The organism is Pseudomonas sp. IT-347P, assembly GCF_949768005.1.
In the GTDB taxonomy this organism is placed as follows: Bacteria; Pseudomonadota; Gammaproteobacteria; order Pseudomonadales; family Pseudomonadaceae; genus Aquipseudomonas.
In genome coordinates, this window is the sequence record NZ_CATKPQ010000001.1 from 19,520 (window position 1) to 36,022 (window position 16,503).

Below are 16,503 nucleotides of genomic sequence, written 5' to 3' on the forward strand. Positions count from 1 at the left end.
CAAGATCATGGCATTGAGCAGCATTGGCCCTCTATTGGAATTGCGGCGTTTGGCGCTGCTCGAATTCTGCATCGGCCATGCCACCCGAAATAACTACGATCATGTCGAGACGCCGGCCGATCTGGGGGAGCTGTTGCGTATCGATCCGCTTGACAGTTTCGCTGTGAAAAGCTCTCCGGTGGCCGAGAAGGTCAGCTTCGCGCAGCAGTGCCTGCATGCTGTTTTCGGTGGTCAGGAACCCGGTTTCGCAGGGTACGAGTTTTCCCCCGAGGATCTCGAACAGTGGACGCTCTACAACAATTATCCCGACTGGGCCGCGGTACAGCTGATCGCGATTTACCCGGAAAACTACATCAATCCGTTTGTCCGGCAAGGCAAAACCAGCCTGTTCAAGGCACTTGAAAACGACCTCAACCAAGCGCGCCTGAGCATCGATTCGGTGCAGGCTGCCATGCGCAATTACCTGCAGGCGTTCGAGCAGACGTGCGATCTGGAAGTGGTCAGTTGCTACATGGACGGCGCTACGCCAAAGGACGCCCGCTATTACTTTATCGGGCGCCAGCGTGTGCCGCCCTACCAGTATTACTGGCGCAAGGCCGATATTGAGCTCACCCCCACCAGCAAAGCGGTCAATCCTGCGGCCTGGGGTGAATGGCAGCCCGTGGAGGTTCAGCCGGCCAATCGGGTGATAGATATGCGCCCGGTATTCTGGAATGGCCGGCTGTGTGTGGTCTGGGCGGAGTGGCGTGACGAGGTGAAGGGGACGACGGGCGAAACCCTGCCGTACAAGCTGGACGTCAACCTCGCGTTCATGACGCAAAATGGCCAGTGGTCAGCGCCGCTGAGTGTCTACAGTGCGGATGCTGTCCGAGAGGATGCAATAGGCTTTCGCCTGACTGCCATCGTGCGCATCGATAATGTGGATCCCAAAGGCAAGTTGGGGATCTTGATTAGACGGAAGGCGGTTAAAGACACACCTTTTTGTGAAACCAGAGTTTTCGATGTGCTGATGCGTCTGGACGAGGACTCCGACGCTGGCTGGCTGGTCGACGCCGCCAATGATCGGTTCAAGACACCGGAGACGGTCCAGCATTCACTCACCAGCCAGGTGCAGATGACTTCCGCGGAATCACCCAAAGGCTTGATGTCAGATTATCTGATGCTCAGAGCCACGGCCCGGCGGGACGAAACGGACACGAACGATGTTCTGGTCGTCAGTGGTTATTGCCGATTTACCGGATTGCCGGGAGGCGACAATTCGTCTTTCAAATTGACCCTGGTGAACCCCGCTGACGGCGATCCACCTGCAGACGAAAAAGATTATCCGATCGCCGGTGGCTGGGAAACCGCCTCACTTACATTCAAGCGTGCCAAAGGCACGTGGCCAAACCCTGCCAGGATCACCCTCAAGGCTGAAAATGCGGCTCATGGCGGACGCGAATTTCAACTGAAGATTGTCGATCTTGAGTATTGGCCGGCACCCGTGCTGCTGAAAAATGCAGGCGACGGCGCACAGTTTCTGGCGTTCAATCTGCCGGATCCCTACTTGAAATATACGCGCCTGAACTCGCTGTTCGGCCCGGAACTGGTGCAGCGCGCGAACATCTCTGTGGATGCCATTCTGGATTGGGATACGCAGTTTATCGACCAGCCGCCCCCCACGGGGAAAACGCTCAGCGAGCCCAACGGTTTTTTTGACGGGGCCAACGGCCGGTATTTCTGGGAGCTGTATTTCCATGTGCTGCACCTGGTGGCGACCCGTTTGCGGGCTGAAGAACGCTTTGCCGAGGCGCAAGCCTGGTTACGCTACATATTCGACCCGCAAGCCGTTGCGGGGCCTTCACAGACAGTGCCAAAAGTCGATTATTGGCGCTGCCGTCCACTGGCCACCGACCAAGGCAATGCCGGCATTGAAGTGCTCGCCCCCATCGACCCGGATGCCATCGGCTACGCGGCACCCCGGCACTTCAAGATCGTAATCTTTTGCGAGTACGTGAAAAACCTCATGGAGTGGGGCGACTGGTATTACCGTCAACTGACCCGCGACAGCCTGGTCGCTGCCAAGCTGTGTTACGTGCAGGCGGCATCGCTGATGGGCAAACCGCCGCTGGCCCGCGCCGTGACGAACTGGAAAACCGAGACGGTGGAACGCCTGCTGGAGATGAGTTGCACGCGTACGGCGCTTGAGGCATTCGAGCAGACACTGGAATGTGATCTGGCGGATGTGCCGGGGGGCTCGGACGTCGCACCGATGCTCGGGCTGCTGGGTTGCGAGCCGTTCAGGGCACCGCTCAATCAGCCTTTGCTCGACCTGTACTCCGCGCCTGAACGGCGCCTGTACACACTGCGCAACAACATGACCATCGATGGCAAACCGATGGATATTCTCTTGTTCAACCCGCCGACGGACCCTAACCAGTTGCTCGCCGATCTGGCGGCTGGCGGAATTGGCGGGGCGCGGCCGATGGGCGGCCGGCCGGTGGTCAATGCGTTCCGCTGGCGCGTGACGTTCGAGATTGCGCTGCGTGCGGTACAGGCGCTGCAGGAATGGGGCGGCCAGGTCCTCAATCTGCTTGAGCGCCGGGATCGCGCCCAGCAGGAAGAGCTGCAGCAGGCCCATTTGGTGGAGTTGGGCAGCTACGCCAGGAAGATGCAGGAGCAAACGATCACGCAGCTGGAAACCAGTTTGACGGCACTGATGCAGAGCCGGGAAGTGGCGCAGCAGCGGGCGCAAGCCTATGCACAGCTCTTTGAGGAACATATATCCCCGGTCGAGTATCAGGTCATGGCCAGCCTGAACTCATCGAAAACGATGGCCTTGCAGGCGAAAGTACTCAAGAGTACCGCGGCTGCCCTTGCCGCGATTCCAAAAATTGTAGGTACTTCCAATGGTGGCATGAAGCCGGAAAACGCCGTCGAGGCGGTGAGTTTCGGTCTGGAGCTCGCTTCGCAGATGCAGCAGATCGATGCCGATGTCCAGGCCACGACCGAAGGCTACCGCCGCCGCCGCCATGATTGGAAGATGCAACGCGATCAGGCCTTGGGGGATGTGGCCGCCTTCGACGACCAGATCGAGGCACAGCGACATGCGGTCACGGTCGCCCGGACGAACCTGGAGCAAACGTTGCGGGGCAACGATCAGGCGCTGACGATCTACAACTTCCTGAAAAAACGCGCGACCAATGCCGAACTGTTCGACTGGATGCTGGGCCAGATGAAGGCCTTGCATTATCAGGCTTACGACGCGGTGATCAGTCTGTGCGTCAGCGCGCAGGCCTCGATGAACGCCGAAACCGGCGATTATGACGCACAGATTCAACTGCCCAGGGTGTGGCTGGATCAGCGGCACGGGCTGACGGCGGGCGATCATTTGCGTGCGCATCTGCTGCGCATGGAGCGTGAGTATCTGCAACGCTACGAGCGACGGCTGGAACTGGTTAAAACCGTCTCGCTGTGCAGATTGTTTGACGACCCGCTCGACCCGCAGCCCGACCACGCCAGCTGGGCAGAGGCACGGGCGCATTTACTCTCCAGCGGCTGTCTGGAATTCAGGCTGTCGCAGTTGCTGTTCGATCGCGATTATCCGGGGCATTACTGCCGACAGATCAGCTCGGTGCAAATCGATTTTCCGGTGCTGCTCGGGCCTTACGAGGATGTTCGCGCCACCCTGGTACAGATCGGCAGTTACACGGCGATCCGCCCCACGACGCAAACGGTGCGGTACCTGCACGCCCCGGACGGGCAGATGCCGATGGATGTACTGGTCAACATCCGCAGCGCCCAGCAGATCGCTCTGTCGGTCGGGATTGCCGACAATGGCATGACCACCCTGAAGCCCGATGAGGGCTTGCTCAATGCCTTTGAATGCACCGGCTGTGTTTCAACCTGGCGCCTGTGCTTTCCGCGGGCTACAAAAGAGCCGCAGGCGAGCATGCTCAAGTCGTTGACCAACGCCGTCATTCGTATCCACTACACGGCCAAGGCTGGCGACCTGACCTTTTGCAAAGCAGTCGAAGAGCTGGTCTGCGCGGCCGAGGAGGCCAGAGTGTCCGGCAAAAGCCAGGGAGCGGCAGATCATGCCTGAACCGATCATTCAAGCGAAGCAGAACCTTGTGCTCAATGGTGACTTCAGCAATGGCACGAGAGAGTGGAAAAAAATCGGCATCTACATCGGCGTTGACAATCTGGACTTTGAGGAAGCACGGATCCAGGCTCTCGCCCTTGCCAAGGAAAGCGGGGTCAGTCAGTCGTTCCAGATCCCCCTCACCCCGAGCAACAGTGCACGGTACTCGCTGACATTCCTCTGGGAAACCCTCCACACCCGGTCGGGCTGGCTGCGCATTTTCAAGGACCAGACGCTGTTGCACGAGTACGAGCTGAGGCCGACGGCCCCGGCCCGCCCCCAGCAGGAACCGGTGCAGGGTGGCGCGGCCTTTGATGAATTCGTGCCGCAATTCGGCCGGCTGGAACTGGGCACGTCTTTCGTCGCCGGCGATAACCTGCGCCTCGAAATCTTCAGCCCGCAGAATGATCAGGGAGACAATCACTCGAAAATCCGCATCACCCGCATCGACCTGCAAGTGCAACTGGAGCCGTTGCAACTGCAAGCGTTGAATGCGGACTGGGAGACCTTTAACCCGGAGCCGGATCAGGGGTTTCTGCTGCACCTTTGTCTGGGGGCTTCAGGCTCTTTTGCTCACCAGTTGAGGTTCGTGCCCAGTGATGGCAACGCCTGGGCGGACACTGCGGCTTCGTTGGCGGTTATCGACAACCCTGATGGCGCGGTTATCGTCACTCCAGGTCCCGATGAGAATCAGTCACTCACACAAACATGGACGATCGATTGCCCGCTGATCGGTGGGGAGCTGTATCCGCTCTCGCTGAGCCTGCGCAATCAATATGACGCCGATAGTTACCCGATTGCCGTTTCGCTGGGGCACCACCGTCTGGCATTTATCGACACGCAGGGCGCCGAATACTATCCGGTGCTGGGGCAAAGCGTACGCCTGGGGGTGCAAATCGGCTCTTATTACACCCGCCAGACCCTTGATGGACGCACGGTGAACTGGGCGGTGAATGGGCAGAGTGTGAAAAGCGCCACGGTCACCAATGATCAAGGCTGGGCCTGGTTTGACTATCAGACCGATACGGTGGGTGATGTGGTCGTCGAAGCGTCGGTTGATAGCCCTTATTACCAGAGCGGCTGCACAACCGAACTCTTCGAGTTAAGCGTGCTGGCCAGCGATCCATGGGATGAGCTGGTGGCGATAGTCGATGGCGTGGCACAGCCCTGGACATCGACCGGTTATCCCAACCGCGGCTCTGTGCATACCGTGCAGATTCGTTTGCCTGCCGCCACGGTTTTGAAGGGGTCGACGCTGTCGCTGCATTGGAGCGGTGATCCTCAGGGCCAACTCGGTGTCGAGGTGCGTCCGGAGCTTGGCCTGCCGGTGCCCTACGAGGGTGAAGATCTGGTGTGGACGCTGATCAGCGCCGATCGCCTTGACGGCGAGTTCGACCTCTCTCTGGTCTGCTCGAAGTTGCAGGCGCCGTCGCCGAAACGCCCCATGTCGCTGGCACGCAATGAAGTGGAAATTGGCGACGTGCGCGAGGCGAGCAATACAGCGGTGGTGGCGGATTGGGAAAGGGTGCTGGTGCGCTTGCAAGTGGTGCACAAGACTGAGGACGGCACTGGCGAGGGGGTTATCGATGCGATAGTCGAATGGGAAACCAAAGACGGTCCTTTTACGACCCATACCGGATCCGGCGGCTGGGCCAGTCTGCTTTACGGGCCAAAATACATCGGCGAGCAGACCGTTATCGCAAGTGTCAGGGCGCACCCGGGGGCGCGGCCGGTTACACGTGAATTTGAAGTCAAGTCGATCGAAAACAGTGCCTGGAAAGATAAGGTCGAGATCACGTTCGAGGGCGGATGGTCCAGCCTGCCTCATCGCGGAATGTTGTGTAAGCGAGGTGAATCAAACATCTTGCAAGTCAAGGCGTTGCCCGATAGCCCCCTGATCGGCAAGTCCCTTACGCTTGACTGGCGCAAGGAGAACCCGCGCATCGGGCTGGATATCAGTGACATTGGCACTCCAAAGGTTTTACGCGAAGAGGAACCGTTGTTCTGGACGCTGTCCTCCGACATAAGAAGTACCAGCAGCCTGTTTGAGTTGAAGTTGACGACTGACGGGTTCGAAGACAAGGAGTTGTTCGGACGCTTGATGTTGTCCGACATTAACGATGAAGTGTCTATGTTGCTGGATCAGACGACAGCTATGGAGTGGAAGTTGTTGTATCCGTGTCTGGGGGGACGCCACCGCTTTATCCTCAGACCCCATGCGCTGAGCCCCTTGGTCGGGATAGAGCTTTCTTTGCAATGGTATGAAACCGGAGGCGGAGGGTCGCCGGAGCAATTGGACATCACGATCGATCCTCCCTTGAACACCGGAGGGCAAGTATTAGGTGATGGGGGCGCGAGCTGGACACTGGATTGCTCCCGTAGCCTCACACCGGGCTCCTTCGGGCTGCGCTTCCTCACGTCCTTGGGATTTACCACCGGGACTGCATTGCGGTTGGACCACAACAAACTCAGCATTGCCGCCACGCGCGAATCCCCGGTTTACCCGGTCGTGGGCCAGGAGCCCGCGTGGATGTGGGCGCAGGTCACCTCGGCAATCACCGGAGCACCTGTGGATGGAGTGCCGGTGCAATGGATCGTCGACGGCCAGCCCCATGAAACACCCACCGCTGACGCAGGCTGGAGCGGTTACCCTTTCAAACCGGTCACGGCGGGGCCTCAACCGATCGAGTGTCGGGTGAGAAGCCCCTATGATGACCATGAAGATTCACGGGTGATGATCGTCCGCGCTCTGGATAACGACCCGTGGGACGCGCTGACGATCGAATTTGACGGCGCGTCGAAACGGCCTTGGGGCCGGACCCTGTTTCCGCGCCACAAGGGGCAATACAGGATCAACGTAGCCGCCGGGCATAACAGCCCATTGTATGGTCATCGCCTGATGTTGGGGATGACCGCGACCGAACCGGCGAACCTGGGTATTCACTTCAGTGGCTATGCGCTGGGTGCTCCGAGGACTTTCAGCAGTGTGGGACTGGACTATTACTTCACAGTGGGTGACGAGACTGACGGCACCTTTGACCTGTGTCTTGCCTCTGAGCGGCTGGCGAGTCTGTCGCCAGCCAACGCCATGTCGGTAGGCCCTGGCGAAAGCATCAGCACATTCGCCAAACGCCCGCGCGTCAACCAGACGTTGCCGTGGGGCGCCGAGGTGAAGGAGGACGTCACAGTCGTCTCGGCCACCACCGGCAAACCGATGTCAGGCATCACGGTGACCTGGCGCAGTCCTGAATTGGGTGTGGCGTCCTCGGTCACCAATTTTCATGGCGTGGCCAGTATCCGTTTCGCGCCTGTGATGCCGGGAGCCTTTGAACTGACGGCGTCGCTGGACAACGAGCAGAATCCTGCTTCGATCGTGCTGGGGTATGTTCTTGATGACCCTCGGCAGATCAGCGTGTTGCTCATCGATGAACCGAGTGGCTATCCCGGCCAGGAGAAAACTGCCCAGGCGTGGGTAGTGTCGGCACGTACTGGCGAGCCTGTGGCCGACGTAGAAGTCATGTGGGAATACGACAACGCATCGTTACCGAGCACGCTGACGGATGCCGATGGCAAGGCAACGGTACATTTCGCCCTTGGCGTATCAGACAGCACTTCACTTTGGGCGTCGGTGGCGGGGGGGATAGCAGGATGGCACGTCAGGACGTTGGTCCTGAATGTCGTCGAGTCGCGTTATGCGGCCGTCCAGTCGGTTGTCGGTATACCCAATCCGGTTCGGGTCCATGAGTTGGTAACGATGACGGCGCAGATCGTTGACAAGCAATCCGGAGAGCCCATGCCATTCAGAAAGATCCTGGCGTCACACAACAATGCTTCCTTTACCGAGGTGCATACCGACAGCTCGGGAAAATACTCCCATACCGGCAGGCCTATGCTGGCACCTCAAGTCATGTCTCTGGCGGTCGAGGTCGAAAACCCTGATGGCTCTACGGACGCTGGCAGCGTACAGGTCAAGGTGGTGAATTGATCAAAACGCTGCACTGCGTTTCCAACTGAGATACTGCGTCACCAGTGCGGCCCCTAACTCCGCGGGCCGCACATCCACCACCGGAACCCCATGAGCACTCAACCGCTCATGGAGTTCTGCGCGCTCATTCAGATAACTCACCGTCCCGCAGTAAGCCAACGCGTCGGGCAATGTTTGCACTGGCGTGTTGCGCAGCGTGTCGAGGGTTTCTTCGCGCAGGCTGGCCACCAGCACCCGGTGCTGCTGACTCATTCGCTTGACCGCATTGAGCAGTTCCTCGTCGTCTTCATCGCGCAGATTGGTCACCAGCACCACCAGCGCCCGGCGTTTTTGTCGGGCCAGTAACTGGTTGGCGGCAGCCTGGTAATCGGCAGGCTGTTGGGTACTGTCGAGGTCGTACACGGTGTTGAGCAATACGTTGAGCTGGCCTGTGCCTTTGACCGGCGCGAGATGGCGCGGCGGTTCGCAGGCGAATGTACTCAGACCGACCGCATCGCCCTGGCGCAGCGCCACATAACTGAGCAGCAGGCAGGCATTGAGCGCGTGGTCGAAGTGCGACAGTTCATCGTCCTGACTGCGCATGCGTCGGCCGCAGTCGAGCAGGAAAATGATTTGCTGGTCGCGCTCGTCCTGGTATTCACGGGCGATCGGTGTGCGTTGGCGCGCGGTGGCTTTCCAGTCGATCTGGCGCAGGCTGTCGCCTTCACGGAATTCGCGCAGTTGATGGAATTCCAGGCCTTGTCCGCGGCGTTGCCGCTGGCGTACGCCGAGCTGGCTGAGCCAGTTATCCACGGCCAGCAGTTCACCACCGTAGAGACGGGCGAAGTCGGGATAGACGCGGGTCTGGTCGCTGACATTGAGCAGGCGTTTGCCTGACCACAAACCCAAAGGGCTGGGCAGGTTGACTTCGCAATGGGTAAAGCTGAAATGGCCGCGCTTGAGCGGCCGCAGGCGATAGCCGAGCAGGCTGCGCTGGCCGGGTTGCAGTTCAATCGAAAGCGGCAGGTTTTCGAACTTCAGACCTTCTGGCGGGTGGTCGAACAGTTCAATGTGCATCGGCTCAGCGAAGTCATGTTCCACTTCCAGCCGCACCTCGCTCCAGCGGCCGAGCGCCAGACTGCCTGGCATCTGCCGGGTGATGCGCGGTGTTGGCAGCCGTCGCAGTCGCAGGGCATCAAGCGCCGCCAGGGCCAGTAACGCCAGCAGCAAACCCCAGTTGATCGATATCAGGCTCGCCGGAATGTCGATTTCCAGCGCGCGCAACGTCCCCAGCACAATGCCGATGACCAGCAGTAATGCCAACCAGATCAATAGCAGTTTCGACGGTTTCATGCGTTCACTCCCTGTAGGAGCTGCCGAAGGCTGAGATCTTTTTGGCTCACAGACGCGGCGCCGGAATCTGGTCGAGCAGTTGCAGCAGTACCTGATCGACCTGCAGCCCTTCAATGTCCAGCTCCGGGGCGATGCGTACGCGATGACGCAGCACGGCCAGCGCACAGCCCTTGATGTCGTCCGGGATCACAAACTCGCCGCCACGCAACAAGGCGCGGGCGCGGGCGCAACGCACCAGGGCAATCGAGGCGCGCGGCCCGGCGCCCAGAGTCAGTCCCGGCCAGGTGCGCGTGCTGCGTGCCAGGCGCACGGCGTAATCGAGGACCTGATCGTCCAGCGGCAAGTCACTGGCAATCCGTTGCAGGGCTTGCACATCCTTGGCTTGCAACACGGTGCGCAGCGGTTGCACATCGAGCATATCGGCGCGGGTCGAGCGACTGACCTGACGCACCATGTTCAGCTCCTGATCGGCGTCGGGGTAATCCATGCGTACCTTGAGCATGAACCGGTCGAGTTCGGCTTCCGGCAGGGGATAGGTGCCTTCCTGTTCGATCGGGTTTTGCGTGGCCAGAACCATGAACGGTTGCGCGATCGGCAGGGCGCGACCTTCGAGCGTGACTTGACGTTCCTGCATCGCTTCGAGCAAGGCTGCCTGGGTTTTCGCCGGGGCGCGATTGATCTCGTCGGCCAGCAGCAGATGGGTGAACAGCGGGCCTTTGCGCAGTTTGAACTGCTCGGTTTGCAGGTCGTACACGGCGTGGCCGGTGACGTCGCTGGGCATCAGGTCCGGGGTGAATTGAATCCGCGCAAACTCGCCACCGAAGCAACGGGCCAATGCGCGTACCAGCAGGGTCTTGCCCAACCCCGGCACGCCTTCGAGCAGTACGTGGCCACCAGCAATCAGCGCCGTCAGCACGTCGTCGATCACCTGGTTCTGGCCGATCAGGGCTTTCTGCAATTCGCCGCGCACCGCTTGCGCCAACTGGCTGGCACGCTGGCGTTGCTGGGCGGCGTGGCTGACGCTGCCGGGCTCGATCTGTTCAGTCATAGCGTGTTCCTCAAGGTTTGCAGGTGGGCGACCTGGCGGCAGAAAGCGGCGCGGGACAAGCGCCGCTCCGGCACCGGGCTCAGAGCCTGGCTGATAGCGCGGGTGGGTTGCCGTGTCAGGCGCGACAATGCCAGCCATTGTTCGGCAACGTTCAATTGGTCAAAGCCGGGGTGACGGCGGCGGGCGCGGCGCAACACGTCCTGCTGCAGTGCTTGCAGCAGCGCCTGTTGGCCGTTGTGGCGCAACAGGAAATCGGCGCTGGCGCGCAGGTGTTCCTGCCATTGCCGACGTCCCCTCGGGGCGGGTACTTGAAGCGGGCCGTGGCGTACGCCGACATGCCAGAGCCACAGGCCAATCAACGCGAGCAGGGCGACGATGGCTTGTGGGAAGTAGCGCCAGAGCAAGGTCAGCAGGCCATCGTGCTCGGTGTTGTAGATCAATGTGACGTCGGTGTCGGCGCTCAGATACCAGAGCAGCCAGGCGTTGTCGTATTGGCTGATGGCGTTGTTTTTCCACAATTCGGCGTCGGTGACCACGGTGATCGTGCCAAGGCTGTAGGGCAGTTGCATCATGTGTGTGGCCTTGGCGCTGTTGGCCCAGGCTTGTGCGAGGTTCTTCGGGTCGTCGAGATGGAAGTCGGTGTCAAAACCGGCGTAGGCCGGTGCGTCTTCGTCTTCCAGATAGAGCCTGGTCAGTTTCGGGAAGCGCTCGGGTTCAACATCGGCGGGCAAATCCTGCAGATCCTTGCTGAGGGATTGATGCAGTTGCACCCGGTCGAGCAACAGGTCGTTGCTCTGTTTCGTCTGCTCATCCCACAGCGATTCGGCGACGAACACCAGTCGCCCGCCGGCCCGCGTCCAGTTCAATACCTGGTCAACCTGACGCGGGGTCATGCTTGAACGGTCGTTGAATAACAGCAATGTGTGGCGGCGCGGATCGATATCAGGGAGCACCGCGAGGCTTTCAGCATGGCTGACGTTGAGGCCGCGCTCACGCAAAAACAGCTCCGCTGCCAGATAAGGATTGGCTTGCGCGGTGGGCGAGGGGCCGTGATCGACTTCTTCCTGATAAGGCTTGGCCTTGAGGTACAGGAACACGCTCAGCGTCCCGATCAACAGGACGATCAACGCACCGCCCCACCACATTGTCCGGCGATTCAACGGGCGGCTCCGGGGCCAAACAAGGCGCGCCAGCCATCGCACAATTCCTGTTTCAGGGAAGGGGCCGGTACGCGATGCCCGTAGGCCACGTTCAGCCAATGGGTGGTGAGGTTGCGGCTGAAGGCGAGCAGTTCCGGGCGCTGCAATTGTTCAACGTGCGCCAGCACCTGGAGCTCGGTGTCGGCGGGTTTCAGCGTCATGTCGAAGTCGTGGAGCAGATGGCTGAGCAGCCCCCGATACAGCAGGCCCAACGCTGCACGGGGCTGGCTTTGCCAGAGTTGTTCGGCGCTGCCGGCAATGTCGTCAGGCAAGGTGTCGCGGCTTACGTCCAGACCGAAAGCCTGCTGTGGCAACGGGCGTTTCGGCCTGGCTGGCAATCGCGGGCGGCGGCTGACGAAAGTTTGGAGATATTCGCGATAACGCCAGATCAGCCAGCCGAATGCAGTAATGACCGCCCCCCACAACACCACTTCAATGAGCTTCGCCAGAATGTTGAGGTGTTGCCCGTCGAGCCAGTCCAGCAGGGTTTTCAGCCACTGCGGCGCGTCACCGGGTTTTTGTGCTGTGGCAGGTTTCGCCGGGTCGTCGCCAAAACGGTAGCGGGTGACGATTTCCTTGTTCTTGAACGGCGGTTGTTCAAGCAGTGTCTTGATACTGTCCCGTGAGGCCTGGCTGCTCAGCGGTTGATTCAACAACCGCGGCGCCTGTGGACTGTCATCCGGTTCGGCCGCCCAGGCCGACGGTACGTTAGGCAGCACCAGACAGACCGCCAGCAGCAATCCCGGCACACCGGTGTTGAGACGCTGACGCAAGCGGCGGAACACCAGCTCGATATCCCAGGCTTCCAATTGCGTGCGTCGGTTCAGGTAAAGGCTGAAGCCGCAGGCGACATAGATCGGTTCCCACACCACCAGCACCAGCGCGTAGAAGGCATTGGTCAGGTGTTCGAGCCAGCGCCAGTCTTGATCCGCCGCGAGTATCAGCGACTGCCAGCTCCAATCCATTTCGATTTGCTGCGGCAGCAACATGTAGAACAGCACCATCAAGCCGATCCACAGTGCGGTTTCCAGGTGCACGCCGATGATGGTCAGCCATTGCGCGGCGCCGGCGTTGCGTCGCAGCAGCCCATGCAGGCGCTGTTGCCGGGCGCTGCCGTCGAGGCCTTCGAGTTGTACCACCGGCAGCAGAAAGCTGCGGCTGAAACTGAGGCGGCGCCAGGTCAGGCTGGCCAGCAGTTGCGGTTTGAGCAGACGCGGAAATTCGCGCAGGGCTTGCTTGAGTGTCGGCGTTTCGCCAAACAGCGCTTTCGACAGGATGTACAGCGGCAGGCGTTCATACGCCGGTTTCAGCCACCAGAAAATAAACACCGCCAGTGATGGCGAATCCCACAGCAACAGGCTGAGCAAGGCGAACAGCGGCAGGGTGACGATCGCCCAACTGGTCATCAGCAGGCGCCGATGTTGCTGGCTCATCAGCACGCCCAGGTCCATGGCTTCCCAGGTCGTGCGCGGACGGATCACCACGGTGGCGTCACTCAGGCGCATGACGGGTCCTGCCGGCGCACAACAGATAGGCGGCGACCAATGCCCAAAGCCCGGCGCCGACCAGATACTTGGTCAGTGGCGTGACGCTGGTTTTCGACGACCAATAGGCTTCGATAAACGCGGCAATCAACAGGAACAACATCACCCCGCACACCAGCAACACGCTTTTGCGCGCCGCCCGCTGCAGCGCTTCACTGCGGCTCAGCCTTCCGGGCGCAATCAAGGCCCAGCCGAGTTCCAGGCCGGCGGCCCCGGCGAGGGCGATGGCGCTGAGTTCAAAGGCGCCGTGGGCGATGACGAATGACCAGAAGGTCTGGCCGAAACCAATCTCGCTGAGATGCCCGGCGACCGCGCCGATGACCATGCCGTTATAGAACAGAAAGAATGCGCTGCCCACGCCCAGCAACAGGCCGCTGGCGAAGGTCTGAAAGGCAATGCCGATGTTGTGCATCACGTAATAACCGAACATCACCCAGTCTTCGCTGGCCGCGCGTTCGGCGGGGCGCCCGAGATGACCGGCGACCGGGTCGTACATGCCTTGCATCTCGCGCACCTGGTCGGCGGGGATCAGGTTGTAGACCCGTTCGGGAAACACATACACCAACACGCCGACGCCGATCAGGCTGCCGAAAAACAGCAGGCTGGCGACCAGCACAAAGGGCCATTCGGCACGGACCAGCCGGGGGAAGTCGACGAGGATGAAACTCAGCAGATTGGCGCCGAGTCGGCTGCGATGACGGTACAGCTGTTGATGGCCGCGCAGCACCTGTTGCTGCAGTGAGTCGATAAGAAAACTGCTGTAGCCGCGTGCCTGGGCCAGCGCCAGATGTTGGCAAAGCCTGCGGTAGGCTTTGGGAAAACCGGCGACTTGCGAGGAGTCCTTGCCGCGCTCAAGACGTTCGAGGGCCAGCGCAAAACGCTCCCATTCGGCCTTGTGCCGCGTTTCGAAAAGGCTTTGCTTCATGTCGGCCCCAACAAGCCGCGAGCGATGCCGTTGAGTTCAGCGACAGCTTTGGGCGCGGAAATATGCAGTGGTTGGGCGAGCAGCGCCGCCAGTTCATTGACCCGTGCTGGCGATAATTCACCTTGGCGCTCGGCAAAACCCAGCACGGCGCGTTGTTCCGCGAGCGTCAGGGAGACGGGCAAACGCCTTGGTTCGGCTTCAGGTAGTTGTGGGCGAGTCAGCGGGCGTTCGCTGTAGATCACCAGTGTGCCCGCCGCGATATCGCCGAGGCGTTTGAAGGCCGGGTGTTGCAGGCAACTGAGGGTGCCGAGGAAATAGCCAAAGGGCAGCAGATCGACAAAACGCAGCAGGTTGCGCAGCAGCGAGGCCGACCAGCCAATCGGTGTGCCGTCGTCGTGCACCACGCGCAACCCCATCCATTGTTTACCCGGCGAGCGCCCCTGTCGCAGCACTTCGAACAGCACCATGTACCACCAGCTGATCGCAAACAGCAGCAGCGACCCGAGGCCCATGCCCAGTTTGCCGAGAAACGCCAGGGCGATGAACAGTACGCCCATGATCACGCCGCGCAGGGCCAGATCGATCGCGAAGGCCACGGCACGCACCATCAAACCGGCGGGACGCAACGGCAAATCGATACCTTCCGGTGTTTCGACCTGATGCCGCGTATCCAGCGGCGGGGCCAGCGGTGCTTTCCTTGGCGGTGCTGTGGGCTCGAGCATGGGCTACCTGATGTTCGCCTGTCCGGGGTGCAAGTGAGGTCGATGCTAGCAGCCTCTCGGGGGAAAACGACATAACTATGTATTGCACATCGTGAAGCACGAAGTGTTTGAATGACGTGAGGCTGGCCGCGAGCGCGGTCGAGCGCCTAGACTTCGCCGATCTTCAGTTCAGGAACCGCCCGTGACTTCAATCTTCTGGTACGACTACGAAACCACTGGCATCAATCCGCGTAACGACCGCCCGTTGCAGGTGGCCGGGATTCGCACTGACCATGCGCTCAACGAAATCGATGCACCGGTCAACCTCTACTGCCAGCCCAGCGAAGACATCCTGCCGCATCCGGCGGCGTGCGCGATCACCGGCATCACCCCGAGTCAGCTCGCCGAAAAGGGTTTGAGCGAAGCGGACTTCATGACTCGCGTGCATGCCCAACTGGCCGCCCCCGGGACCTGTGGCGCGGGCTACAACACCCTGCGTTTCGACGACGAAATGACCCGTTACAGCCTGTATCGCAATTTCTTCGATCCGTACGCCCGGGAGTGGCAGGGCGGTAACAGTCGCTGGGATCTGATCGATGTGGTGCGCGCTGCCTATGCGTTGCGTCCTGACGGTCTGGTCTGGCCGACCGATGACGAAGGCCGGGTGACGCTCAAGCTCGAACGCCTGACCGCCGCCAACCAGATCGATCACGGACACGCCCACGAAGCCTTGTCCGACGTGCGCGCAACCATCGCGCTGGCGCGGCTGATCCGCGAGAAACAACCGAAACTGTATGACTGGCTGTTCCAGTTGCGCAGCAAGCAAAAAGTCATGGATCAGATTCGTCTGTTGCAGCCCATGGTGCATGTCTCCGGGCGTTTTTCGGCGGCGCGCAGTTATGTCGGTGTGGTGCTGCCACTGGCCTGGCATCCGAAAAACCGCAATGCCTTGATCGTCTGCGACCTGCACCTCGATCCGCAGGGCCTGCTCGATCTGGACGCGCAAACCTTGCGTCAGCGTTTCTACACGCGTCGCGATGATTTGCTGGAAGGCGAGCTGCCGGTGCCGCTCAAGCTGATTCACATCAACCGTTGCCCGGTGGTGGCGCCGCTCTCGGTTTTGCGCGCGCAGGATCAGCAGCGTCTGGGGCTGGACATGGCGCTGTATCAACAGCGCGCACTGCGGCTAACTGACGCACAACAAGTTTGGAAAGATAAAGTTGCCGAGATTTATGTCAGCGAAGATTTCATTCCGAGCGAGGATCCGGAACAACAGTTGTACGACGGATTTATCGGTGACCGCGACCGACGTCTATGTGAGCAAGTGAGGAGCGCTGACCCCGCACAACTAGCGCAAGAGCAATGGCCGTTCGATGACGAACGTTTGCCTGAATTACTCTTTCGATATCGCGCACGCAACTTTCCCGAGACGTTGAATTTCGAAGAGCAAGAACGCTGGAGACAATTTTGTCAGCAGCGTTTGTCCGCGCCGGAGTGTGGCGCACCGAATACCTTGAAATCTTTTACCGAGGCGGCAGAGCAGTGGTCGGTTAATGCCACGCCGATGCAGATTGAGGTGCTCAATGAATGGCAGAATTATGTCCAGGCATTGCGCAAACGTTTGAATCTTTGAAATCGAACATGAC

At 60.2% G+C, this 16,503-nt stretch carries 9 protein-coding genes; 3 read left to right on the forward strand and 6 right to left on the reverse strand.

What is annotated here, in order from left to right; translation table 11 throughout:
• Positions 1-7 precede the first annotated feature (7 nt).
• Positions 8-4,084, forward strand: coding sequence for a neuraminidase-like domain-containing protein (locus ACM6IV_RS00060; protein ID WP_414868239.1), 4,077 nt, complete (start codon positions 8-10; stop codon positions 4,082-4,084).
• Positions 4,077-8,108, forward strand: a complete 4,032-nt coding sequence (locus tag ACM6IV_RS00065) for an Ig-like domain-containing protein (protein WP_414868240.1) — start codon at positions 4,077-4,079, stop codon at positions 8,106-8,108. The genes ACM6IV_RS00060 and ACM6IV_RS00065 overlap by 8 nt, the downstream gene beginning before the upstream one ends.
• On the opposite strand, the gene ACM6IV_RS00070 is transcribed toward ACM6IV_RS00065, so the two are convergent.
• From ACM6IV_RS00070 to ACM6IV_RS00095, 6 genes are read right to left on the reverse strand one after another with little or no spacing between them, the layout of a single operon-like run.
• Positions 8,109-9,440: a DUF58 domain-containing protein gene (locus ACM6IV_RS00070; RefSeq protein ID WP_414868241.1), complete on the reverse strand. Its 1,332-nt coding sequence runs from the start codon at positions 9,438-9,440 to the stop codon at positions 8,109-8,111.
• Positions 9,441-9,486: 46 nt separating this feature from the next.
• Positions 9,487-10,488 (reverse strand): AAA family ATPase, encoded by a 1,002-nt coding sequence (locus ACM6IV_RS00075; RefSeq protein ID WP_414868242.1) that lies wholly within the window; start codon positions 10,486-10,488, stop codon positions 9,487-9,489.
• Positions 10,485-11,633 (reverse strand): DUF4350 domain-containing protein, encoded by a 1,149-nt coding sequence (locus tag ACM6IV_RS00080; RefSeq protein WP_414868363.1) that lies wholly within the window; start codon positions 11,631-11,633, stop codon positions 10,485-10,487. The genes ACM6IV_RS00075 and ACM6IV_RS00080 overlap by 4 nt, the downstream gene beginning before the upstream one ends.
• Before the next feature lie 11 nt (positions 11,634-11,644).
• Positions 11,645-13,192, reverse strand: a complete 1,548-nt coding sequence (locus tag ACM6IV_RS00085) for a DUF4129 domain-containing protein (protein ID WP_414868243.1) — start codon at positions 13,190-13,192, stop codon at positions 11,645-11,647.
• Positions 13,179-14,156: a stage II sporulation protein M gene (locus ACM6IV_RS00090; protein ID WP_414868244.1), complete on the reverse strand. Its 978-nt coding sequence runs from the start codon at positions 14,154-14,156 to the stop codon at positions 13,179-13,181. Before ACM6IV_RS00090 ends, ACM6IV_RS00085 begins: the two co-directional genes overlap by 14 nt.
• Positions 14,153-14,878 (reverse strand): RDD family protein, encoded by a 726-nt coding sequence (locus ACM6IV_RS00095; protein ID WP_414868245.1) that lies wholly within the window; start codon positions 14,876-14,878, stop codon positions 14,153-14,155. Before ACM6IV_RS00095 ends, ACM6IV_RS00090 begins: the two co-directional genes overlap by 4 nt.
• A 181-nt stretch (positions 14,879-15,059) precedes the next feature.
• Between ACM6IV_RS00095 and sbcB the strand changes: the two genes are divergently transcribed.
• Positions 15,060-16,490, forward strand: coding sequence for an exodeoxyribonuclease I (gene sbcB / locus ACM6IV_RS00100; protein WP_414868246.1), 1,431 nt, complete (start codon positions 15,060-15,062; stop codon positions 16,488-16,490).
• The last annotated feature ends 13 nt before the right edge of the window (positions 16,491-16,503 follow it).

Bases quoted from the DNA above. Each gene is read 5' to 3' on its own strand.
- ACM6IV_RS00075 (WP_414868242.1), bottom strand. From the start codon at position 10,488: ATGACTGAACAGATCGAGCCCGGCAGCGTCAGCCACGCCGCCCAGCAA.
- ACM6IV_RS00070 (WP_414868241.1), bottom strand. From the start codon at position 9,440: ATGAAACCGTCGAAACTGCTATTGATCTGGTTGGCATTACTGCTGGTC.
- ACM6IV_RS00060 (WP_414868239.1), top strand. From the start codon at position 8: ATGGCATTGAGCAGCATTGGCCCTCTATTGGAATTGCGGCGTTTGGCG.
- ACM6IV_RS00090 (WP_414868244.1), bottom strand. From the start codon at position 14,156: ATGAAGCAAAGCCTTTTCGAAACGCGGCACAAGGCCGAATGGGAGCGT.
- ACM6IV_RS00085 (WP_414868243.1), bottom strand. From the start codon at position 13,192: ATGCGCCTGAGTGACGCCACCGTGGTGATCCGTCCGCGCACGACCTGG.
- ACM6IV_RS00065 (WP_414868240.1), top strand. From the start codon at position 4,077: ATGCCTGAACCGATCATTCAAGCGAAGCAGAACCTTGTGCTCAATGGT.
- ACM6IV_RS00080 (WP_414868363.1), bottom strand. From the start codon at position 11,633: ATGTGGTGGGGCGGTGCGTTGATCGTCCTGTTGATCGGGACGCTGAGC.
- ACM6IV_RS00095 (WP_414868245.1), bottom strand. From the start codon at position 14,878: ATGCTCGAGCCCACAGCACCGCCAAGGAAAGCACCGCTGGCCCCGCCG.